Here is a 21,178-nt window from a genome sequence, read left to right on the forward strand (position 1 = left end):
GACAATCGGGCGGGGGACGGGGCGGTCAGCCGCCGGCGGGGCGGGACGCCCTGACCGAGTACGTCATCGGGATGCGGGGACGGTCGGCCGGGAAGCGGTAGTAGCCGTCCGCGTGCCGCACCAGCGCCGGGTAGCGGGCGAACAGCGAAGCGTCGTGCTCGTGGAGGAACTCGATCCGCAGCCCGGCCGCCGCCGGCGCCGACACGACCTCGCCCACCGTGTGCTGCCACTCGACGCTGCGGTTGTGGACCGTGGCCGCACCGAAGTCGGCGTACGTGCCCGGCGACTCGTCCACCCAGGGGTCAGGGCTGAAGTAGTCGTACGTGATCGTGGAGCCCGTCTCGTCGTCCAGGCAGTCGGTCAGGGGATGGAACTCCGCCAGGTGGAGGAATCCGCCGGGCGCGACCGGCGAGGCAGCGGTCTCCGCCCAACGGCGTCTTTCCAGAAGCCGGTTCAGCGCGCCGAGGCAGGTGTAGACGATGTCGTGCGCGGTGTCCGGCACCCCCTGCGCGGCGTCGTACACGTCGGAGACGACGAACGCGGCCCGTTCCGGCGGCAGGCCCAGCGAGCGCGCCGGACCGCGGGCGGTGTCGACGGCGGGCTCGGAGAAGTCGAGGCCGACGACCTGGGCGGCACCATGGCGCGCCCAGGAGAGGGTGTCGAGGCCGATGTGGCACTGAAGGTGCAGCAGAGTGCGGCCCGTCACGTCACCGACCTCCGCGAGTTCGAAGCCGCGCAGGGCGTCCTTGCCCGCCAGGAAGGCGTCCAGGTCGTAGAAGTCGCCGGCCGCGTGGATGGCGACGCGCTCGTCCCGGCGTGCGCGATCGGCCTCGTGCCAGTCCTCGGGGGTCGATGAGTACATGCCAGGACGTCACCCACGGACCGGGGGTGCCTGCGAACAGTTATCCACAGGCCGCCCGGTTGTATGGCCACATCGGGTTGGATGGGGTCATGAGCGACACACAGAACGACCCGTCCGTCCCGGAGCGGGAGCAGGAGCCCCCTCAGTGGGAGCAGCGCTTCCGTGCCCCGCGGGTGTCCCTGCCCGACTGGGCGGAGGACGCTCCCGACCGGGCGCTCTTCGTCTCCAACGCGACCGGCACGTACGAGCTGTACGCCTGGGACCGGGCGTCCGGGAAGCAGCGCCAGGTCACGGACCGGCCCAACGGGACGACCGACGGAGTGCTGACGCCGGACGGCCGTGCGGTCTGGTGGTTCGCCGACACCGACGGCGACGAGTTCGGCGTGTGGATGCGGCAGCCCTTCGACGGCGGTGCCGACGAGCCGGCCGCGCCCGGCCTGGAGGCCTCGTACCCGGCGGGGCTCGCCATCGGGCGGGACGGCACGGCGGTGGTCGGCCGCTCGACGGACGAGGACGGCACGACGGTCCACCTGGTCCGCGCGGGGGCGGAGCCGGTCGAGATCTACCGGCACCGCGAGTCCGCCGGGGTGGGCGACCTCTCCCACGACGGGACCCTGATCGCCCTGGAGCACACGGAGCACGGCGACGCGATGCACTCCGCGCTGCGTGTAGTCCGCGCCGACGGCTCGACGGTCGCGGAGCTGGACGACACCGAGGGCGGCACGAAGGAGCTCGGTCTCTCGGTGCTGGGCTTCGCCCCGTCGGCAGGTGACACCCGGCTCCTGGTCGCGCATCAGCGGCGCGGTCGGTGGGAACCGATGATCTGGGACCCGGTCGCGGGGACGCAGACCGACCTCCACGTCGACCTGCCCGGTGACGCGGGCGCCGAGTGGTATCCGGACGGATCCGCGCTGCTGATCGAGCACAGCTTCGAGGCCCGCAGCGAGCTCTGGCGGTACGAGCCGGGTGCCGCGGAGCCCGTGCGGGTCGACACCCCGGCCGGGACGGTGTCGGGCGCCACGGCTCGTCCGGACGGCACGGTGGAGTATCTGTGGTCGTCGGCCGCACAGCCGCCGGTGGTGCGTTCCACGACGGGCTCCGTCGTGCTCGACCCGCCGGGCGCGAAGGCGCCGGCCTCCGTGCCGGTGCGGGACGCCTGGGTGGACGGCCCCGGCGGCCGTATCCACGCCCTCGTGCAGGCACCGGCCACCGGCGACGGACCGTTCCCCACGGTCTTCGAGATACACGGTGGGCCCACCTGGCACGACAGCGACGCCTTCGCGTCCGGACCCGCCGCGTGGGTCGACCACGGCTTCGCCGTCGTGCGGGTCAACTACCGGGGGTCGACGGGGTACGGCCGCGCGTGGACGGACGCACTCAAGCACCGGGTCGGCCTGATCGAGCTGGAGGACATCGCGGCCGTCCGGGACTGGGCAGTGAGGTCCGGTCTGGCGGATCCGGAGCGTCTGGTGCTGGCCGGTGGGTCGTGGGGCGGCTATCTGACGCTGCTCGGGCTCGGCACACAGCCCGACGCCTGGGCCCTCGGGCTGGCGGCGGTCCCCGTCGCCGACTACGTCACCGCCTACCACGACGAGATGGAGGCCCTGAAGGCGATGGACCGCACGCTCCTCGGCGGGACTCCGGAGGAGGTGCCCGAGCGCTTCGAGGCCTCGTCCCCGCTGACCTACGTGGACTCCGTGCGCGCACCGGTCTACATCTCCGCGGGCGTCAACGACCCGCGCTGCCCCATCCGTCAGGTGGAGAACTACGTGGAGCGGCTCGCCGGCCGCGGCGCGGTCCACGAGGTGTACCGCTACGACGCGGGGCACGGCTCGCTGGTGGTGGAGGAACGGATCAAACAGGTGCGGCTCGAGCTGGACTTCACGCTCCGCCACCTCGGTCCGGCGCGGGCCGGGGATGCGGAGAGGAGCCCGGAGACGCGGAGGCCGACGGCATAAGGCCCGGATAAATGGTGCACCCCGCTCCGGGCGCCCGGAGCGGGGAACCGTACCGTGGAGGGGTGTACCGGTTCCTGCTGACCCCGCGGTGGTGGGGAATCAACCTCTTCGTCGTGCTGGCGATCCCCTTCTGCGTGTTCATGGGCACGTGGCAGCTCGGCCGTTTCGAGGACCGCGTCCAGACGCACGAGAAGGCCGAGGAGCGCCCCGATCCGGGCACCCGCTCCCCCGAGCCGCTCGACGCGCTGCTGCCCGTGAGCACGGACACGTCCGGGCGTCCCGCCGTGGCCACGGGGACGTACGCCGACCAGTTCCTGGTGCCCGGCCGCAAGCTGGACGACCGTAACGGCTTCTACGTGCTGGATCTGCTGCGCACCGACAGCGGCAAGGCACTGCCCGTCGTACGCGGCTGGCTGGCGGGTGCGCCGGGCGGCGCGGAGGTTCCCGCTGCGCCGAAGGGCGAGGTCACGGTGACCGGCGATCTCCAGGCCTCCGAGAACAGCGGTACGGACGGCGTCGATCTGAGCGGCGGGCTCCCCGAGGGGCAGCTCGGCATGATCAGTGCGGCGTCCCTGGTGAACCTCGTCCCGTACGACGTGTACGACGCCTGGGTGACCCTGCCCGCACCGGGGCCCGACGCCGGGACGGACGCGGGCACGGACGGGCTGAAGCCGGTGCCCGCGGCGGCGGCGCAGGGCAGCGGGCTCGACCTCAAGGCCTTCCAGAACCTCGGCTACACGGGCGAGTGGTTCGTCTTCGGCGGCTTCGTGCTCTTCATGTGGTTCCGCCTGCTGCGCCGCGAGTCGGAGGCCGCCCGCGACCTGCGGCTCGGACTCGCCGCCGACGCCGACTGACCCGCGCCGACACCGGCACCTGAACCCACACCCGGTGCCGGCACCGGGCACCGGGCACCGGGCACCGGGCACCGGCACGAACACCTGTGGATACGGGCAGGGGCCTGCCCGGAACTCACTGGTTCCGGGCAGGCCCCTGCACGTATCCCGTATCCACGACTGCGTCCGCTGACCACGGCCGCCCCGCCACGGCACCCGTGCGGAGACCCGCGTCCGGTACCCGCGGCGTCCAGTACCCGCCGCGTGCGGCCCCCGCGGCGTGCGGTGTTCGCGCCCGGGGGCGGTGCGCGTGCCCGGCCGGTCCGCCCACGGATCCAGGCCGCCCACGGATTCAGGTCCGCGCCGGAACGACCGGGCCGGGCCGCGTCAGGCTACGAGGCGTCCAGTACGCCCGTGCGGTAGATCGTGCCCGCGCAGGCGTTGTCGATGGTGGCCGCCGCCGTCGGCGCGCCCGCCTCCGGGGTGTGCGTGACCGCGATGCTGCCCTGCGCCGGGCCCTCGTCCGCGCTGCCGAACTGCACCGCCGTGTCGGACGCCCCCGCTGCGGTCCCGGCTGTGTCCCCGCCGCCCCCGCTGCCTCCGCCGCTCCCGTCGCCGTCCGTGGGCGTCGGGCTGGGCGAGCCGCCGGTGGTCGGGCAGGTGTCCGACGGCACCCAGGCGAAGCGCACCTCGTAGGCCATTGTCGGCCTCAGGAGCACCGTCCCCGGCTCCAGGGAGGGATCGGGCAGACCGGCCGCGGGATCACCGGCGGTGTGCTGCACCACCGTGATCTTCAGCGGATCGGCGGCACCCGCCGCCTGGAAGCCGACCGTGCCGTTGCTGGTCACCGAGCAGGCGGCGCCGGACTCGTTGGCGATCCTGAACGTCCCGTACACCGTTCCGTCGGCGCCGGCAGGGCCCGCAGCGGCCGAGGCGACCCCGAGCTGGCCGGGCTCGCAAGCCGTGGCGGCTGCCGCCTCGGCCGCGGCGTCGTCGCCGAGCCCCTCGGTCCCACTGCCCTCGGCACCCGGCTCCGAGCCCTTGGACGGGGCCGTGGAGCCACCGTCCTCACCTCCGGCGCCCTCGCTCCGGCGTTCCTCAGGACCCGCCGGCCGTCCACCGCCGGCATCGGTGCCCGCGTCCTCGCCGCTGCCTCCCTGAGCCTGCTCGCCGTGCCCGGCGATGGCCGGGTTGGCGGTGGCGGAGCCTTCCGAATTCGCCACGTGGACGAAGGCGGGTACCGCCGTGCCGATCAGCAGCGCCGCCGCCGCCGCGCCCACCACGCCCTGGCGGCGCCTGGCGCGCCGGGCGGGCACCGCACGGTGCAGATGGTCGAGGGTGCCGTCGGAGGGTTCGAGGCCCTGGACGGCGCCCTGGAGCATGCGGCGCAGCGCGACCTCGTCCATGCCCCCGCCGACGACGTCGCCCCCGGCGTCCGCGGAGCCCGAGGGCCCTGCGGCGCCCGCTGGCCCGACCGACCGGCCCGCGTCCTCGAAGAGGCTGCCGCCCCTGCCGGCGAAGAGCTCGGTGAGCGTCCCGCCGCCGGCCCGGTCCGCAGTCCCGCCCGGACTGCGGTCGCCCGCGCCGTCACCGTCCGCGTCCTCACGCGGAGCGGCGTTCCCTGAGACGGAGTCCGCGCCGTCGACCGCGTCCTGCTTCCGTTCACCGTCCTGCTCCGGATCGGTGTTCGGGGTGCTCTCCGGCCCGTGGTTCACAATTCCGTTTCCAGTCCGGTCATCGTCGTGCCTGTGCTCGGGCCTGCTCATGCCTGCGCCTCCATCACCACGCGCAGTGCCGCAATGCCCCGGGAGCCGTACGCCTTCACCGAACCGAGCGATATGCCCAGCGTCTCGGCGACCTGGGCCTCCGTCATGTCCGAGAAGTAGCGCAGCACCAGCACCTCGCGCTGGCGGCGCTGCAGACCCTTCATGGCCTTGATCAGCGCGTCCCGCTCGAGCTGGTCGTACGCGCCCTCCTCCGCGCTCGCCATGTCGGGCATGGGCTTGGAGAGCAGCTTCAGTCCGAGGATGCGCCGTCGCAGCGCGGAGCGGGACAGGTTGACCACGGTCTGGCGGAGGTAGGCGAGGGTCTTCTCCGGATCGCGCACCCGGTTCCGGGCCGAGTGCACCCGGATGAACGCCTCCTGCACCACGTCCTCGCAGGACGCGGTGTCGTCCAGCAGGAGCGCGGCGAGCCCCAGCAGCGACCGGTAATGGGCGCGATACGTCTCGGTGAGATGGTCGACCGTCGTCCCCGCCGCCACCGTCCCCTCAGCGCCCTCGCGCTGCGACGGCAGCCGGGTGGACCGTGCAGCGGGCATGGGCGCGATCACCGGCATGCCGCCGGGTGCGCGGGGCCTCCGGAGCGGACGCACCGAAGCGCCTCGCAACGGGCCCACCACTGTGATGTCGAGAACCTCTGCCACGCCAGTTGGACACGCTTCCCCCCGTCAGGGTTGTACGCCAACGGCACCGCGTTCGATGCTGTGCGACATGCCCTCATTCGTACCTGCTCTTCCCCAAATGCCCCGAAAACACATCCAGCCACGCAAGAAGTGACGACGTAGACGCATCGCATCCGCTCAGCGGTTGCGGAGGGCCAGGAGATCATCGTCGGATAAGACAACGCCCCAGCTCAAGAGCTTCAGACCAGCGATTTACCCACAGGGCGCACACAGATCCTACAAAAGAGGTTCGATCAGGTACGAAGAAATTCCCCGGCCACCGACTCCGCGATCTGGGCCACATTGAGGGCCGCACCTTTTCGCAGATTATCGCCGCAGATGAACATGTCGACGGCGCGGGGATCGTCCATCGACTGCCGCACCCGGCCCACCCAGGTCGGGTCGGTGCCCACGACGTCGGACGGCGTGGGGAAGTCGCCGGTCGCCGGGCTGTCGAAGAGCACCACTCCGGGCGCGGTCGCCAGGACCTCGTGCGCCCGGTCCACGGGCACCTCGTTCTCGAAGCGCGCGTGCACGGACATGGAGTGCGTCGCCACGACGGGCACGTACACGCAGGTCGCGGTCACCTTCAGGCCGGGCAGGCCCAGGACCTTCCGGCACTCCGCGCGGATCGCCCGTTCCTCGGACGACCAGCCGTCCCCGGCATCGATGCCGGCCCACGGCACCACGTTCAGCGCCACCGGAGCGGCGAAGGGACTCCTGTCACCGTCGCCCAGCGCACGCCGCACGTCGCCGGGGCGTGTGCCCAGCTCCGTGCCCGCCACCAGGGCGAGCTGCTCCCGGAGCGCGACGACGCCGTCCCGGCCCGCGCCCGACACCGCCTGGTAGGACGAGACGATCAGCTCCCGCAGCCCGAACTCGGCGTGCAGCGCACCGACCGCGACGATCAGCGACAGCGTCGTGCAGGCCGGGGACGCGACGATGCCGCGAGGCCTCAGCCGCGCGGCATGGGGATTGATCTCCGGGACGACCAGGGGCACGTCGTCGTCCGTACGGAAGGCGCCCGAGTCGTCCACGACCACGGCGCCCCGGGCGGCGGCCACCGGCGCCCACTGCGCGGACACCTCGTCGGGCACCAGGAACAGGGCGACGTCCACCCCGTCGAACACGTCCTCGGTGAGCGGGAGGACCTCGGTCTCCTCCCCGCGCACGACCAGCTTGGTGCCGGCCGCGCGCGGGGAGGCGACGAGTCTGACCTCGCCCCAGACGTCCTCGTGCTGCGAAAGGATCTGGAGCATGACGCCGCCGATCACCCCGGTCGCGCCGACGACCGCGAGCGAAGGGCGGCGTCCGGTCATCGGCCGGTGCCTCCGTAGACGACGGCCTCGTCGGAGTCACTGTCGAGACCGAAGGCGGTGTGCACGGCGCGCACGGCCTCGTTGACGTCGTCGGCACGGGTGACCACCGAGATGCGGATCTCCGACGTGGAGATCAGCTCGATGTTCACTCCGACGTTGGACAGGGCCTCGAAGAAGCCCGCGGTGACGCCGGGGTTGGTCTTCATGCCCGCGCCGACGAGCGAGATCTTCGCGATCTGGTCGTCGTAACGCAGGGAATCGAACCCTATGCCGGCCCGTGCGCGCTCCAGGGCGTCGATGGCCTTGCGGCCCTCGGCCTTGGGCAGGGTGAACGTGATGTCCGTCAGCCCGGTCGACGCGGCGGAGACGTTCTGCACCACCATGTCCATGTTGATCTCGGCGTCCGCGATGGCGCGGAAGATCGCGGCGGCCTCGCCCGGCTTGTCGGGGACACCGACGACCGTGACCTTGGCCTCGGAGACGTCGTGGGCGACTCCGGAGATGATGGCGTGCTCCACCTGCTGGTCCCCTTGCGGCTCGTTGCTGACCCAGGTGCCGCGCAGTCCGGAGAAGGACGAGCGGACGTGGATCGGGATGTTGTAACGGCGTGCGTACTCGACGCAGCGGTGCAGCAGCACCTTGGAACCGGAGGCCGCCAGCTCCAGCATGTCCTCGAAGGAGATCCAGTCGATCTTCCGGGCCTTCTTCACGACCCGGGGGTCGGCGGTGAAGACACCGTCGACATCGGTGTAGATCTCACAGACCTCCGCGTCCAGCGCGGCTGCCAGCGCGACAGCGGTCGTGTCCGACCCGCCGCGGCCGAGGGTCGTGATGTTCTTGCCCTCCTGGCTCACGCCCTGGAACCCGGCGACGATGGCGATGTTGCCCTCGTCGATCGAGGTCCGGATGCGGCCGGGCGTGACGTCGATGATGCGCGCTTTGTTGTGGACCGAGTCGGTGATGACACCGGCCTGGCTGCCCGTGAACGACTGGGCCTCGTGGCCCAGGTTTTTGATCGCCATCGCCAGGAGGGCCATGGAGATCCGCTCTCCGGCGGTCAGCAGCATGTCGAACTCCCGACCGGCAGGCATCGGGGATACCTGCTCGGCGAGATCGATCAACTCGTCCGTCGTGTCGCCCATCGCGGACACCACGACAACCACCTGGTTGCCGTTCTTCTTGGCGTCCACGACTCGCTTGGCGACGCGCTTGATGCCTTCGGCATCGGCTACGGAGGAGCCTCCGTACTTCTGCACGACAAGGCCCACGTGCGCTCCTCGCTCAATAATGGTGCGGTCGGCTCAGTTTAACGAGCAGCCCGGAATCGACCCGTCGGTACCGGATGGTGAGATGTCCCGCCCACCACCTGGTACGGCGTGTCGCCCCGAACTGCTCGTTCCGGGCTGCTGCCCGCTTCCCTCCGCCCCACGCCTGTTTGTGTCCCAGGCCACAGCGTGCGCAGCAGGTCACAGCCGGTGCGAGGGCCACGCGGGGCCCAGGAGTCGCAGACGCCGGCCCGGGGCCGAAGCCCGCGCGGACGGGACCCGCCAGCCCCGCGGACGGGACCCGCCGGACAAGCGCACGGGCCCTGCGCCCGCGCGGACCGACCGCCCTACAGGACGGGGCGCAGGCCCAGCGGGCCCGCGATCTCCTCAGCCATCACGCGCCCCGCCTCCTCGGCCAGGTCGCCGTCACCCGGGTCCTGGTCGGTGTCCAGGCCGTCGAGCTCCTGGAGCGGCTGGTTCAGCCGGATGTGGGCGATCAGGGACTGGAGGGCGCGCAGGGCGGCCGAAGCGGTGGAGCCCCAGTTCGAGAAGTACGAGAACTGCCACCACCACATGGCCTCCGCCGTGCGGTCCGCCTCGTAGTGCGCCAGGCCGTGCCCGAGGTCCGTGACCAGGTCGGCCAGGTCGTCGGAGATGCGGTGGGGTACGGGGGGTTTGCGGGGCTCGTACGGGTCGAAGACCTCGGAGTAGACGTCGATGGGCTCCAGGAGCTCCGCGAACCGCTCACGCAGCCCGTCGGCGTCGGGCTCGGGACCCAGGTCCGGCTCGTAGCGCTCCTCCGGGAGGATGTCCTCGTACGCCCCGAGCCGGCCGCCGGCCAGGAGGAGCTGGGAGACCTGGAGCAGCAGGACCGGAACGGCCTCTTCCGGCTCCTCGGCCTTGGACACCTCGCCGACCGCGACGATGAACGTCTTGATCTGGTCCGCGATCTGGACGGCGAAGTCGTCCGGGTCCTGCGTGACGGAATTCAGCGTGGCGTCAGACATCGAGGGGACCTCCCGTGGGCACGGTCGCGAACGGTGGGTAGAACATAGCGCCGCCGAACGTAAAGGCGCCGTCAGACGCCGGATCACACATCGAGCAGCCGCCTCCCCTCGAAGGCGCGGCCGAGGGTGACCTCGTCCGCGTACTCCAGGTCGCCGCCCACCGGGAGCCCGCTGGCCAGCCGGGTGACCCGCAGGCCCATCGGCTTGACCATCCGGGCGAGGTACGTCGCGGTGGCCTCGCCCTCCAGGTTGGGGTCCGTCGCGAGGATCAGCTCCGTGATGGAGCCGTCCGCGAGCCGGGCCAGCAGCTCCCTGATGCGCAGATCGTCGGGACCGACGCCCTCGATCGGGCTGATCGCGCCGCCGAGCACGTGGTAGCGGCCCCGGAACTCCCGGGTCCGCTCGATCGCGACGACGTCCTTGGGCTCCTCGACCACACAGATGACCGTGCGGTCGCGGCGGGCGTCCCGGCAGATGCCGCACTGCTCCTGCTGGGCGACGTTGCCGCAGACCTCGCAGAAGCGGACCTTGTCCTTGACCTCGAGGAGGGCATGGGCCAGACGGCGTACGTCGGTGGGCTCGGCCTGCAGGACGTGGAAGGCGATCCGCTGCGCGCTCTTGGGACCGACGCCGGGCAGCCTGCCCAGCTCGTCGATCAGTTCCTGGACCACGCCTTCGTACAACGGAACGCCTCTCTTCTTTCCTGCTCGTACCGTAGCCCGTACGCCCGGATGGACACAGGGGTCAGAACGGAAGACCCGGCATGCCGCCCAGGCCCTGCGCCAGCGGACCGAGCTTCTGCTGCTGGAGCTGCTGGGCGTTCTCGTTCGCCGCCTGGACGGCGGCGACCACGAGGTCGGCCAGCGTCTCGGTGTCCTCCGGGTCCACGGCGCCCGGGTCGATGACCAGACCGCGGAGCTCGCCGGACCCGGTCACGGTGGCCTTCACGAGGCCGCCGCCCGCCTGTCCCTCGACCTCGGTCCTGGCCAGCTCCTCCTGGGCCGCGGCAAGATCCTGCTGCATCTTCTGGGCCTGCTGGAGCAGCTGCTGCATGTTGGGCTGGCCACCACCGGGAATCACGGTCACTCCTGGCATTTCGACGACGGATTGTTTCGGTATGCCGAGCCTACGTGTTCACCGGACCCGGCGCCCCACCCGCCGGGGACCAACTCTTTCGAGTGAGTTCTGAGAACTGCCTGCCGGGCTCCTATACCTGACCAGAGGCCGTGCCCACCCGGGAATCCCGCGATTTCGACCCCGCGGCCCACCATTCGGCGGTAGGAAGAGCATGGGTGTCCGTCCCCGTACGCACACTGGAGGTAACGCAGAGTTACACGGATGAGGGCCCCGGTCATATGCCGGGTCCGCCCCCTCCGTGACCGACAACCGTGCCGATCCGCGTCGATACGCGCCGAACGCAGAGTGCAGAGGAGTGCCCCGGTGAGTCAGCCGGAGATGCAGCCCGAAGGGCCGCCCCGCAAGGAGTCCGGCGCGGGATCCGGCGCAGGTACCGGAACTGATCGGTCCGGTCCGCGCTTCGGTTTGAGCCCCCGGGACCTGACCGGCCGCGCCTTCCCCCTCGGAGACTGGGGCGAACCCGCCGAGCGGCTCGACGAGCTCTACCGCTGGGTCGAGGCCGGCGCCCTGGAGACCGCCGACTGGTACCTGCGCGACCGGATCCGCAAGCGGCGCACGGCCAGGATCCTCCGGCTCGGCACGGCCGCGGGGGTGGTCTCAGGCGCCGCGCTCCCGCTGCTGGACCTGACCGGCGAACTGCACGGGTCGGCCGGCTGGGGGTACCTCTCGCTGCTCCTGGGCGCCGCCTGCATGGCGTGCGACCGGTACTTCGGCCTGACCTCCGGCTGGATAAGGAATCTCGCGACGGCACAGGCCGTGCAGAGGCGTCTCCAGGTGCTCCAGTTCGACTGGTCGTCCGAGTCCGTCCGGGAGGTGCTGGGGCCGACCGAGGGCACCGCCAGCGAGGCCGCGGAGCGGTGCCTCGGGGTGCTGCGCCGCTTCTCGGAGGACATCACCGAGCTGGTCCGCATGGAGACGGCCGACTGGATGGTGGAGTTCCGGGCCGGGCCCGCGCCCATGGGCATGCAGTCGCTGGTCTCGGGCGGGCCCGGCGGACGCCCGGAGCAGGGCGCCCTGCCCGGCCGGCTCACCATGCCCGCGGTGGCCCGGCCGAACATGCCGCGCCAGCGGCCGCCGGAGCCGCCCAGGTGAGACCGGGCGGGACCGGCGCGGCGCCGTCAGCTGAAGATGATCATCGAGCCCTGCGCGAGGCTGCGCGTGGCCGCCGCGTGCAGACCGAGCCAGACGTGCCGCTCCCTGGCGAAGGGATTCTCGTCGTACGGGACGGGGGCGGCCGGCTCCTCCAGCGAGGTCGGACCGGCGGGGGGAAGCGGGGCGGCCGGCGGGTTGGCCGGGTCGATGCCGATGGACGGGGCGACGAACTCCAGCTCCCGCAGCAGCCCGTGGGAGGAGCCCAGCGGGCCGCCGCCCTCCAGGAGCTGGTCGTCGGAGAGCGGACGGGGGAAGTCCAGGGGGACGTACGCCCCGGCGTGGTCGTAGTGCCAGACGAGGTGCGACGCCTGCGCGCTCTGCTCGAACATCTCCAGCAACTGCTCGTAGTCCCCGCCCAGTTCGTCGACCGGGGTGACGGCGAGCCCGCTCAGCTGGAGCAGGTAGGCGCGGCGGAGGAAGTGCAGGGCGTCGTAGTCGAAGCCGGCGACCGGGGCGACGTCCCCGGTGAGGCCCGGCATGTAGGCGTAGACGGGCACGGGCGGCAGCCCCGCCTCGGTCAGCGCCTTGTCGTAGACGGCGATCTCTTCGGCGAACGGGTTGTCGGGGCTGTGGCACAGCACATCGACGAGGGGGACCAGCCACAGGTCACAGGCCACGAAGTCTCGCTCTCCAACGGGTTCGTGCGATGGTCGGGACAGCGTAATGCGGGCGGCACCCCGCGCACAGGGTGCGGGCCGGTAACCGCTCAGCCGTGGTCCGGGCGCGGGGGGTTTCCGGCGGCCAGCCGGTCCGCCCAGTTCAGCCCGTGCTGGAGGTAGGCGTCCAGCACCGCGCGCACCGCGGGCCCGTCGACGGCCGTGATCGCCTCCACCAGCTCCTGGTGGCCGTTCCAGAGCCAGTCGCGCACGTCGTCGCCGTCCCCGCGCAGATAGGGGACGGCGAAGGCCCAGGCCTGCATCCGCAGCCGTTGCAGGAAGTCGTTGATGTAGGTGTTGCCGATGACCGCGCCGAGCTCCCGCCAGAACCTCAGGTCGTAGCCGATCAGGATGTCGAGGTCGCCGCCGCGCGCCGCCCGTGCCGCCTCCTCCGCCCGGCGGCGTACGGAGACGAGGGCGGTCCGGTGGGCGTCGATCACGGCGGCCGCGGATCCGGTGCCGTCGAAGATGCCCCGGAACACCCCGTCTATGACCAGGGCGCGCGCCTCCACCATCGACCGGTAGTCGGCGACGCTGAACTCACGCACCCGGAAGCCGCGGTGCTGGTCCGATTCGAGCAGGCCCTGCGCGGAGAGGTCGAAGAGCGCCTCGCGGACGGGCGTCGCGGACACGCCGTACTGCTCGGCGATCTGCTTGACGGTGAACTCCACCCGCGGTTGCAGACGCCCCGCGAGCACCTCGTCACGCAGTGCGTCGGCGATCTGCTGCCGCAGCGTACTGCGGGTCACGCCTCCGCTCGCACTCATGACGCCCCCCTCCCGTTCTCGGCTTGGGTCACCTTAAGCCAGGGGGTTGTGCCCGGTTCCGGGCACGGGGGAGGGCGTCACGTCCGACGGCGTCTACACGGTGTGTTCGTCGGCGACGGAGAGGGCCGCGTCCAGGGCCGCGAGCCCTTCCTTCGCCTCCGCCTCGGTGATGTTGCAGGCGGGGACGACGTGGGTGCGGTTCATGTTGATGAAGGGCCAGATGCCGTTCCGCTTGCAGGCCGCGCCGAAGGCCGCCATCGGCGCGTTGGCCTCCCCGGTCGCGTTGTACGGGACCAGGGGCTCACGGGTCTCCCTGTCACGGACCAGTTCCAGCGCCCAGAACGCCCCGATCCCGCGCACCTCGCCGACGGACGGGTGACGTCCGGCGATCTCGCGCAGCCCTGGGCCGAGCACGTGCTCCCCGAGGTGGGCGGCGCCTTCGACGATCCGCTCCTCCTCCATGACCTTGATCGTGGCGACGGCGGCGGCGCAGGCGAGCGGGTGGCCGGAGTAGGTGAGTCCGCCCGGGTACGGGCGGGTCTCGAACGTGGCGGCGATCTCGGCACTGATGGCGACACCGCCGAGCGGCACGTAACCGGAGTTGACGCCCTTCGCGAAGGTCATCAGGTCCGGCACGACCTCGTCGTGGTCGGCGGCGAACCACTTCCCGGTGCGTCCGAAGCCGGCCATCACCTCGTCCAGCACGAAGACGATCCCGTGCCTGTCGCAGATCTCGCGGACACCCGCGAGATAGCCGGGCGGCGGCGTCATGATGCCCGCCGTGCCGGGGATCGTCTCCAGGACGACGGCGGCGACGGTCGACGGGCCCTCGAAGGCGAGCGTGTCCTCGAGGTGCTGGAGCGCGCGGGCGCACTCCTCGGCCTCGGTCCGCGCGTAGAACGGCGAGCGGTAGAGGAAGGGCGCCCAGAAGCGCACGACGCCCGCCGAGCCGTTGTCGGAGGCCCAGCGGCGCGGGTCACCGGTGAGGTTGATCGCGGTCGCGGTGGCCCCGTGGTACGAGCGGTAGGCGGAGAGCACCTTGGGGCGTCCGGTGTGCAGCCGGGCCATGCGCACGGCGTTCTCGACGGCCTCCGCGCCACCGTTGGTGAAGAAGATCTTGTCCAGGTCGCCGGGGGTGCGTTCGGCGATGAGGCGCGCCGCCTCGGAGCGCGCCTCGACGGCGAAGGCGGGGGCGAACGTGGTCAGCCTGCCCGCCTGCTCCTGGATCGCGGCGACGACGGCGGGATGCTGGTAGCCGATGTTGGTGAAGACGAGGCCGCTGGTGAAGTCCAGGTAGCGGTTGCCGTCGTAGTCCCAGAAGTACGCCCCCTCGGCGCCCGCGACGGCGAGCGGGTCGATCAGGCCCTGGGCGGACCAGGAGTGGAACACGTGCGCGCGGTCGGCGGCCTTGACGGCCGCGCCCGCTGCGGAGTCGACGTACGGGGCACGAGGGGCATCGGAGTTCATGCGCCGAGCGTATGCGGCGGGTACCGCCGTCCTCCATGACCACTCTGTACGGCAGGGGCCGCCCGGCTCGGCAAGCTGTCGGGTCCCCGCCCGGAAACCGCCGAGTCATTGACAGAATGCTGTCATGGTGACAGCCTTCTGTCATAAGGTCCCGTGTTTCGCCACCGGAGGTCACCATGACCGGCACGACCGTTCACCTGGCCGTCTACGACACCTTCGCCGACTGGGAGCCGGGCTTCGCCACGGCCCAGCTCACCCGCCACGGCCACACCGTGCGCACCGTCGGCCTCACCACCGGGCCCGTCACCACGATGGGCGGGCTGAGCGTCACGCCCGATCTGGCGCTCGGCGAACTGGATCCCGGCGACAGCACGCTGCTCGTCCTCACCGGCGCCTCCCTCTGGGACACCGGCGACACCCTCGCCCCCTTCGCCCGTACGGCGCGGGCCTTCCTGGAGGCGGGTGTGCCCGTGGCGGCCATCTGCGGGGCGACCGCGGGTCTGGCCCGCGAGGGCCTGCTCGACGACCGCGCCCACACGAGTGCGGTCTCCTTCTACCTCGCCGCCACGGGGTACGCGGGCGGCGCGCACTACGTGGAGGCCGACGCGGTGACGGACCCGGGCGGGGCGTCGGGGGGCGCCCTCGTCACGGCGGGCCCGACCGAGCCGGTCGCCTTCGCCCGCGAGATCTTCGGGCTGCTCGGGGTGTTCGACCCGAAGAAGCTGGACGCCTGGTACCGGCTCTTCCACGACTCGGACGCGAGCGCCTACGAGGTGCTCGAAGGATGAGCGCGACCGACGCCGGGTCAGCCCGGCCCTCCGGGTCCACCGGGTCCACCGGGTCCACCGGGTCCACCGGGTCCACCGGGAACGGTGACCGGCTGAGCCGTACCGCGATCGGGGTGTTCCGGCTCAACGGCCGCTTCCTCTCCGTCGCCGAGGAGCTGGCCGGACCCGCAGGGCTCACCGCCGCCCGGTGGCAGGTCCTCGGCGCGGTCCTGACGGAGCCGCTCCCCGTGTCGGGGATCGCGCGCTCGATGGGCATCACCCGGCAGAGCGTGCAGCGGATCGCCGACCTCCTGGTGGAACAGGGCCTCTGCGAATACGTCGCGAACCCGGCCCACCGGCGGGCCAAGCTCCTCCGCCCCACCGCCGATGGCCGGGCGGCGGTCAGCCGGATCACCCCCGGCCACGCGGAGTTCGCGGCGCGGCTGGCCGGGGAGCTGGGTGAGGAGCAGTTCGCGCTGACCGTGCAGGTGCTGGAGCGGTTGTCGGCCGCCATGGACACCCTGGCCTCCCCGGCCGGACGGCCGCCGGGACCCTCGGGGGAATGAGGGCGGGGACGAGGACGGTCCCCGGAGCGCCGCCGCTATTCTCGACCCACGGTCCGCCACGGCCGTACGGGGGAGGAAGCGCACCATGGAGAAGCTGGGCTCCGGCGATCCGCAACGCATCGGCAGCTACCGCCTGCTGGGACGCCTCGGCGCCGGCGGGATGGGGCAGGTGTTCCTGGCCCGCTCGGACCGGGGCCGCACCGTCGCCATCAAGCTGGTACGCCCCGAGCTCGCCCAACAGCAGCATTTCCGCGACCGCTTCCGGGCGGAGGTGCAGGCCGCCCGGCGCGTGGGCGGCACCTGGACCGCGCCGGTGCTGGACGCCGGGGTGGATGCCGCGGTGCCCTGGGTGGCCACGGGCTATGTCGCCGGTCCCTCGCTCCACCACATCGTCTCGGGGCGTCCCGGCGCTCCGGTGACCGCCTCCGGCGCGTACGGCCCCCTCCCCGAGCGCTCCGTCCGCATCCTGGGCGCCGGGCTCGCGGGGGCGCTCCAGGACATCCACCGCGCCGGGCTGATCCACCGCGACCTGAAGCCGTCCAACGTCCTGATGACGATCGACGGCCCCCGGGTCATCGACTTCGGGATCGCCCGCGCCCTGGACACCGCCACCGACGGCGGCCTCACCCGCACCGGCGCCATGATCGGCTCGCCCGGATTCATGGCGCCCGAGCAGGTACGGGGCGGGCAGGTGACGCCCGCGTGCGACGTGTTCTGCCTCGGCTCCGTGCTGGCCTACGCGGCGACCGGGCGGATGCCGTTCGGTACGGCGGACAGCGGGATCCACGCGCAGATGTTCCGGATCGCCCAGGAGGACCCGGACCTCACCGGCGTACCCGTCGACCTCGTCGAACTGATCCAGGACTGCCTGGCGAAGGACGCGGCCGCACGGCCCTCCACGGACACCGTCCTGGAGCGCCTGGGCGACACGGACACGGCCGAACCGTGGCTTCCGGCCTCGCTGATCGCCCAGTTGGGCCGGCACGCCGTGGAACTGCTCGACTCGGAGGACCCGGAGCCCCGCCCCGCCGAGGGCACGCAGCGGGTGCGGCCCGTCCCCCCGCCGGCGCGGCCGGCTCCTCCCACGCCGGGGCGTCCCCCCGCGGCCGCCGCCGCGCACACGCTCCCCCTGCCGGCCGGACCATCCGCCCCGGTGCCGCCGCCCTCGTACGGCTACCCCCGGCAGACCCCTCCCGCTTACGGAAACGGGCCCACTCCCGCCTACGGCCCGCCCCCGGTCCGCTTCGGTACGCCGCCTCCGCAGCGCAGCCGCGGGACCGGTTCCGCCCTGCTGCTGGCCACCGCCGCACTGCTCGTCGCGGTGGGGGCGGCCTGGGGGGCCTACGCCTTCGTACGGAGCGGGGACGGCGAGTCCACGGCCTCCCCGACGGGAAGCCCGTCCCTCTCCGGCGGCTCGTCCGGACGCGGTACGCACGCCGACGGCACCGGCCCGGACGACAAGAGCTCCGACGGCGCGAGCGCGGACGGCACGGTCCCCTCCTCCTTCCTGGGCACCTGGTCCGGGGCGGTCGAGGGCGGTGCAGGGGCCTCCACCCGTCAACTCGTGCTCCAGCAGGGCGAGGTGGGCGACACCGTGCTCTCCCTGACCGCCGAGGGCCCGCTCGCCGGCGGCGGCTCCTACCGCTGCGTGTTCCAGGCCGACCTGGAGGGCGAGCCGTCCTCGGACGGACCCGTGCGCATCGGCCCCTCCCGGGTCACTCAGGGCGAACCGATGTCGTCGTGCACCCCGGGCGAGGCCACCGTCCTGACGCTGCTGCCCGACGGCACCCTGCACCGCGAGACCCCCGCCACCGGGAAGAGCCTGACGTACACGCGGGGCGGCTGAGCGGCTCACGCCGCGAGGTCCACCGCCCGGAACGCGAGCCACAGGTCGTACCGCGCGCTCGGGGTCCGGAGCAGCGAGCGGCACAGCACGGCCTCCAGCCGGGTGAGGCGCTTGCGCGCACCCGGCACGGAGACGCCCAGGGCGGCGGCCGTCGGGGCCAGTTGGGCCTCACAGCCCAGCCAGGTCCGCAGGGTCTGCTCACCCGTGGGGCCGGCGCCGGCGAGGAGCCGCAGCTGCTGGGCGGCCCAGTCCTGGACACCGGGGGCGCGCAGGACCGTGTCCAGGTCCTCGCTCTCCGCCTCGCCCCCGGGACGGGAGCGGGGCAGCGCCGGGGTGGCCCTGATCCGGAGGGCCAGGTCGACGGCCGCCTGGTCGGCGACCTGGTTGAGGTCTAGACCGAGGAGTTCGCCGACGAGCTTCAGTCGGGCGGCCAGGGTGTTGCGGTGGATCTTCAGGTGCTGGGTCGCGTGCGAGGAGAACGCCAGCCAGGACGCGACGGTCGCCGAGAGCTCCTGGCTGCCCGGGTCCTGCGAGCGGCGCGGCAGATGGGCGAGGAGGGGAGCGAGCAGGGCGTCGGCCCACCGCGCCCCGGCGGCCCCGACCAGCAGCGCGGGTTCCGCGGCGGCCCCGAACCTTGCGTGGCGCCCGGGGAGTCCGCGGGCGACGGCCAGGGCGTGGAAGGCCTGCTGGTAGGCGGTCGCGGTGTCGGGCAGCCGTACTTTCTCGCTGACTCCGACGACGCAGTCGTCCACCAGCCCGGCGACGGCCAGGCCGAGCGTGCGGCCGCCCCCCGCCTCCTGTTCCCGTGCCTCCTCGTCGGCCGGCGCGATCAGGATCAGATGGCGCGCGTAGACCGGGCAGCGCACGATCCACGTCCGTCCGCCGGAGACGTCCGCGCAGATGCGGGCCACCTCGTCGCGCTGTCCGCCGGAGCATTCGACGACACAGACGCGTACGGGGTCGGGGAGCCTCGGCCGCAGGGCGCCCGCCACCTGGTGGGCGATGGAGAGCTGATTCGTCATCAGGAGATGGAGGACCGCCTCGCGTCCCCGGGACTCCGCGAGGTCCACCCGCCGCCGCTTGCGTTCGACGTTCTCCGACGCCCAGGCCAGCGCCAGGGGCATCACCGCGTCGGCCATCAGCGTGGCCAGCCCGACGGGCAGGGGCTTGGGCGCGACGACGGCGAGGACCGGGCCGCGGCTCCCGGACACCCGGGCGAGGGACATCCGGTCCTGGGAACCCCGGTCCGGCGAAGTCCGGTCCTGGGGAGGCCCGTCGAGGTGGGCCGGGTCGTGGGAGCCCCGGTCGTGGGAGCCCCGGTCGTGGGAGCCCCGATCGTGGGAGGCAATGTCGTGGGAGGACATGGCGTCGAAGGCTCGCTCCTGGGAGGCCCGTTCGAGGGGCAGCAGCAGGGCGGCACACTCGTCCGTGTCGAGGGAGTACGAGCCGGTGCCCCGCGCCGTCAGCTGCCGTGCCGCCGCCGAGGCGAGATCCGCCGCCTCGTGCGCCGGCCACCGCACGCTGCCGGCCACGGCCTGGAGAACCGTTCCGTCCCCGTCCACGATCCCGGCCCAGCCCTCGGCCCGCCGCGCCAGTCGGCGGAGCAGTTCGGGAGATCCGCCGGTCCGCGCCAGCCGGTACATCAGCAGCACGTCGTCGGCCCGTTCCCGAGCACGCACGTGTCCTCCGATCTCCGCCGAACCGGAGTGCAGAGTACCGGTGCGGTTGTGCGGTTCGATACCCGTCGCGGGCCACGCAGTGCGAATTGAATCTCCCGGCCCGCGGCCCCGTGCCCCTAGAGTCCCCAGCGTGTTCCGGGACGTTCCGGGGACGTCGGGAGGCGTCGGGACGTACCGCACCGGGGGCCCGAAGACATCGGGGGACGTCCGACGGCACGGCGGCAGCGGCTCACGGGGGTGGTCGCTGTCGTCGCCCGGGGCCGTTGTCAGTGGTGGCCCCTAGCGTGGTTCTCGACCGTGTCGCACACCGGACGAGAGGCCCCCGCAGTGGAATTCCGCATGGAGCGTGGCGCACTGACCGACGCCGTCTCCCGGGCGGCCCGGGTGCTCCCCGCCCGTTCGCCCGTCCCCGTCCTCGGCGGCCTCCTCCTGGAGGCCGAGGACGGCCGGCTCCGGGTGTCCGGGCTGGACTTCGAGGCGTCCGCCCGTGTCGACGCGGAGGCGCACACCGTCCGCACCGGAAAGGTCCTGGTCATGGGGCGCCGGCTGCTCGACATCTGCAAGGTGCTGCCCGAGGGACCTGTGGAGTGCGCGGTGGAGGGCTCCCGTCTCACGGTCACCGGGGACGGCTCGCGCTTCGGCCTCTCCCTCCTGCCCCTCGACGACTACCCCACGCCGCCCCCGCTGCCGGAGGTACGCGGAGCGGTGGAAGCAGGGGAGTTCGCCGCGGCGGTCGCGCAGGTGGCGGTGGCCGCGGGGCGGGACGACAGCCTGCCCGTGCTCACCGGCATACGCCTCGGCCTCGACGGCTCCACGATGACGCTGGCGGCGACGGACCGATACCGCTTCGCGGTGCGCACCCTGCCGTTCGAGGGGACCGCGTCCGACGTGGCTGCCGACGTCCTGGTGCCGGCCCGCAGGCTGGCCGAGATCGCCCGGTCGCTCGGCAGGACGGGCCGGGTCGACGTCGCGGTGGACGGGGGGTCGGCGGGATTCGAGCATGCCGGTACGCGGACGACGGTGCGCCTCCTGGACGGCCGGCTGCCCCGGCACGACAAGCTGTTCGCCCTGTCCGGCCCTACGGTCGTGGTGCTGGACAGGGCACGCCTGGTGGAGGCCGTGAAGCGGGTCTCCGTCGTGGCGGACGGCGGCAGCCCGCTCCAGATGACCTTCACCCCGGGCCCGGACGGCTCGGTGCTGCTGCAGGCGGGGTTCGAGGACGACGTGGCCTCGCAGCGGCTTCCGGCGGCTTCGGAGGGCGTCGAGGAGATGACGGTGGCGTTCAGTCCCGCGTACCTGCTGGAGGCCCTGGCCTCCTTCGAGGACGCCACGGTCCGCCTGGCGCTGATGGGCCCGGGGCAGCGCGCCATGATCACCGGTGGGGAGAGTGCCGGGGCACCCTCCCACCAGCACCTGCTGATGTCCGTGAAGCCTGCGCTGCTCTGACCGTCCCG

General features: G+C 72.7%; 19 protein-coding genes. 7 read left to right on the forward strand and 12 right to left on the reverse strand.

Features of this window, described 5'->3' with window-relative positions; translation table 11 throughout:
- Positions 1-25: 25 nt before the first annotated feature.
- Positions 26-862 carry a class I SAM-dependent methyltransferase gene (locus tag ACFC51_RS21325; RefSeq protein WP_376530211.1) on the reverse strand — a complete coding sequence of 279 codons (837 nt, stop codon included), beginning with the start codon at positions 860-862 and terminating at the stop codon, positions 26-28.
- A gap of 89 nt (positions 863-951) precedes the next feature.
- Between ACFC51_RS21325 and ACFC51_RS21330 the strand changes: the two genes are divergently transcribed.
- Entirely contained in the window at positions 952-2,820 is a 1,869-nt protein-coding gene (locus ACFC51_RS21330; protein WP_376367956.1) for a prolyl oligopeptidase family serine peptidase, read from the forward strand.
- Positions 2,821-2,882: 62 nt separating this feature from the next.
- Positions 2,883-3,674: an SURF1 family protein gene (locus tag ACFC51_RS21335; protein WP_376530214.1), complete on the forward strand. Its 792-nt coding sequence runs from the start codon at positions 2,883-2,885 to the stop codon at positions 3,672-3,674.
- A 371-nt stretch (positions 3,675-4,045) separates the two neighbouring features.
- Here ACFC51_RS21335 and ACFC51_RS21340 read toward each other — a convergent pair whose 3' ends face one another.
- The 7 genes from ACFC51_RS21340 to ACFC51_RS21370 all read right to left on the reverse strand — a co-directional run bounded on the left by ACFC51_RS21340 (position 4,046) and on the right by ACFC51_RS21370 (position 10,767).
- Positions 4,046-5,419 (reverse strand): hypothetical protein, encoded by a 1,374-nt coding sequence (locus tag ACFC51_RS21340; RefSeq protein ID WP_376367952.1) that lies wholly within the window; start codon positions 5,417-5,419, stop codon positions 4,046-4,048.
- Positions 5,416-5,991 carry a SigE family RNA polymerase sigma factor gene (locus ACFC51_RS21345; RefSeq protein WP_014155427.1) on the reverse strand — a complete coding sequence of 192 codons (576 nt, stop codon included), beginning with the start codon at positions 5,989-5,991 and terminating at the stop codon, positions 5,416-5,418. Before ACFC51_RS21345 ends, ACFC51_RS21340 begins: the two co-directional genes overlap by 4 nt.
- A 359-nt stretch (positions 5,992-6,350) precedes the next feature.
- Entirely contained in the window at positions 6,351-7,415 is a 1,065-nt protein-coding gene (locus ACFC51_RS21350) for an aspartate-semialdehyde dehydrogenase (RefSeq protein ID WP_376530216.1), read from the reverse strand.
- The gene (locus ACFC51_RS21355; RefSeq protein ID WP_329230358.1) at positions 7,412-8,683 is read right to left on the reverse strand and encodes an aspartate kinase; all 1,272 of its coding nucleotides are present in this window, start codon (positions 8,681-8,683) and stop codon (positions 7,412-7,414) included. The genes ACFC51_RS21350 and ACFC51_RS21355 overlap by 4 nt, the downstream gene beginning before the upstream one ends.
- Positions 8,684-9,027: 344 nt before the next feature.
- A complete protein-coding gene (locus ACFC51_RS21360) occupies positions 9,028-9,687 on the reverse strand; it encodes a DUF5063 domain-containing protein (protein ID WP_376530219.1) in 660 nt (219 codons plus the stop codon).
- Positions 9,688-9,770: 83 nt separating this feature from the next.
- Positions 9,771-10,370, reverse strand: a complete 600-nt coding sequence (gene recR, locus ACFC51_RS21365) for a recombination mediator RecR (protein ID WP_073750344.1) — start codon at positions 10,368-10,370, stop codon at positions 9,771-9,773.
- Between the two features lie 61 nt (positions 10,371-10,431).
- On the reverse strand, positions 10,432-10,767 hold the full coding sequence (locus ACFC51_RS21370; RefSeq protein ID WP_329238763.1) for a YbaB/EbfC family nucleoid-associated protein: 336 nt from the start codon (positions 10,765-10,767) through the stop codon (positions 10,432-10,434).
- Positions 10,768-11,127: 360 nt separating this feature from the next.
- On the opposite strand from ACFC51_RS21370, the gene ACFC51_RS21375 reads away from it, so the two are divergent.
- Positions 11,128-11,916 carry an SLATT domain-containing protein gene (locus ACFC51_RS21375; protein WP_376367946.1) on the forward strand — a complete coding sequence of 263 codons (789 nt, stop codon included), beginning with the start codon at positions 11,128-11,130 and terminating at the stop codon, positions 11,914-11,916.
- Positions 11,917-11,942: 26 nt separating this feature from the next.
- On the opposite strand, the gene ACFC51_RS21380 is transcribed toward ACFC51_RS21375, so the two are convergent.
- From ACFC51_RS21380 to ACFC51_RS21390, 3 genes are all read right to left on the reverse strand, one after another.
- A complete protein-coding gene (locus ACFC51_RS21380; RefSeq protein WP_376367944.1) occupies positions 11,943-12,593 on the reverse strand; it encodes a hypothetical protein in 651 nt (216 codons plus the stop codon).
- Positions 12,594-12,682: 89 nt separating this feature from the next.
- The gene (locus ACFC51_RS21385; protein ID WP_376367942.1) at positions 12,683-13,399 is read right to left on the reverse strand and encodes a GntR family transcriptional regulator; all 717 of its coding nucleotides are present in this window, start codon (positions 13,397-13,399) and stop codon (positions 12,683-12,685) included.
- A 93-nt stretch (positions 13,400-13,492) separates the two neighbouring features.
- Complete coding sequence (locus ACFC51_RS21390) at positions 13,493-14,866, reverse strand: aspartate aminotransferase family protein (protein ID WP_376367941.1); 1,374 nt, start codon at positions 14,864-14,866, stop codon at positions 13,493-13,495.
- Positions 14,867-15,042: 176 nt separating this feature from the next.
- On the opposite strand from ACFC51_RS21390, the gene ACFC51_RS21395 reads away from it, so the two are divergent.
- The 3 genes from ACFC51_RS21395 to ACFC51_RS21405 all read left to right on the forward strand — a co-directional run bounded on the left by ACFC51_RS21395 (position 15,043) and on the right by ACFC51_RS21405 (position 18,045).
- Entirely contained in the window at positions 15,043-15,654 is a 612-nt protein-coding gene (locus ACFC51_RS21395) for a DJ-1/PfpI family protein (RefSeq protein ID WP_376530222.1), read from the forward strand.
- A complete protein-coding gene (locus tag ACFC51_RS21400; protein ID WP_376530224.1) occupies positions 15,651-16,199 on the forward strand; it encodes a MarR family winged helix-turn-helix transcriptional regulator in 549 nt (182 codons plus the stop codon). Before ACFC51_RS21395 ends, ACFC51_RS21400 begins: the two co-directional genes overlap by 4 nt.
- 85 nt (positions 16,200-16,284) lie before the next feature.
- Positions 16,285-18,045 carry a protein kinase gene (locus ACFC51_RS21405; protein WP_376530226.1) on the forward strand — a complete coding sequence of 587 codons (1,761 nt, stop codon included), beginning with the start codon at positions 16,285-16,287 and terminating at the stop codon, positions 18,043-18,045.
- Positions 18,046-18,050: 5 nt separating this feature from the next.
- Here the strand turns inward: ACFC51_RS21405 and ACFC51_RS21410 are convergent, their stop codons facing one another.
- On the reverse strand, positions 18,051-19,688 hold the full coding sequence (locus ACFC51_RS21410) for a helix-turn-helix domain-containing protein (RefSeq protein ID WP_376530412.1): 1,638 nt from the start codon (positions 19,686-19,688) through the stop codon (positions 18,051-18,053).
- Between the two features lie 363 nt (positions 19,689-20,051).
- On the opposite strand from ACFC51_RS21410, the gene dnaN reads away from it, so the two are divergent.
- Positions 20,052-21,170, forward strand: coding sequence for a DNA polymerase III subunit beta (dnaN, locus tag ACFC51_RS21415; protein ID WP_376530228.1), 1,119 nt, complete (start codon positions 20,052-20,054; stop codon positions 21,168-21,170).
- Positions 21,171-21,178 lie beyond the last annotated feature (8 nt).

The sequence above is a fragment of the Streptomyces sp. NPDC055962 genome (genome assembly GCF_042270185.1).
Classification (GTDB): Bacteria; Actinomycetota; Actinomycetes; order Streptomycetales; family Streptomycetaceae; genus Streptomyces.

Coding starts and splice junctions, on each gene's coding strand:
- ACFC51_RS21325 (WP_376530211.1), bottom strand. CDS start 862: ATGTACTCATCGACCCCCGAGGACTGGCACGAGGCCGATCGCGCACGC.
- ACFC51_RS21330 (WP_376367956.1), top strand. CDS start 952: ATGAGCGACACACAGAACGACCCGTCCGTCCCGGAGCGGGAGCAGGAG.
- ACFC51_RS21340 (WP_376367952.1), bottom strand. CDS start 5,419: ATGAGCAGGCCCGAGCACAGGCACGACGATGACCGGACTGGAAACGGA.
- ACFC51_RS21345 (WP_014155427.1), bottom strand. CDS start 5,991: ATGCCGGTGATCGCGCCCATGCCCGCTGCACGGTCCACCCGGCTGCCG.
- ACFC51_RS21350 (WP_376530216.1), bottom strand. CDS start 7,415: ATGACCGGACGCCGCCCTTCGCTCGCGGTCGTCGGCGCGACCGGGGTG.
- ACFC51_RS21360 (WP_376530219.1), bottom strand. CDS start 9,687: ATGTCTGACGCCACGCTGAATTCCGTCACGCAGGACCCGGACGACTTC.
- ACFC51_RS21385 (WP_376367942.1), bottom strand. CDS start 13,399: ATGAGTGCGAGCGGAGGCGTGACCCGCAGTACGCTGCGGCAGCAGATC.
- ACFC51_RS21390 (WP_376367941.1), bottom strand. CDS start 14,866: ATGAACTCCGATGCCCCTCGTGCCCCGTACGTCGACTCCGCAGCGGGC.
- ACFC51_RS21395 (WP_376530222.1), top strand. CDS start 15,043: ATGACCGGCACGACCGTTCACCTGGCCGTCTACGACACCTTCGCCGAC.
- ACFC51_RS21400 (WP_376530224.1), top strand. CDS start 15,651: ATGAGCGCGACCGACGCCGGGTCAGCCCGGCCCTCCGGGTCCACCGGG.
- ACFC51_RS21405 (WP_376530226.1), top strand. CDS start 16,285: ATGGAGAAGCTGGGCTCCGGCGATCCGCAACGCATCGGCAGCTACCGC.
- ACFC51_RS21410 (WP_376530412.1), bottom strand. CDS start 19,688: ATGTACCGGCTGGCGCGGACCGGCGGATCTCCCGAACTGCTCCGCCGA.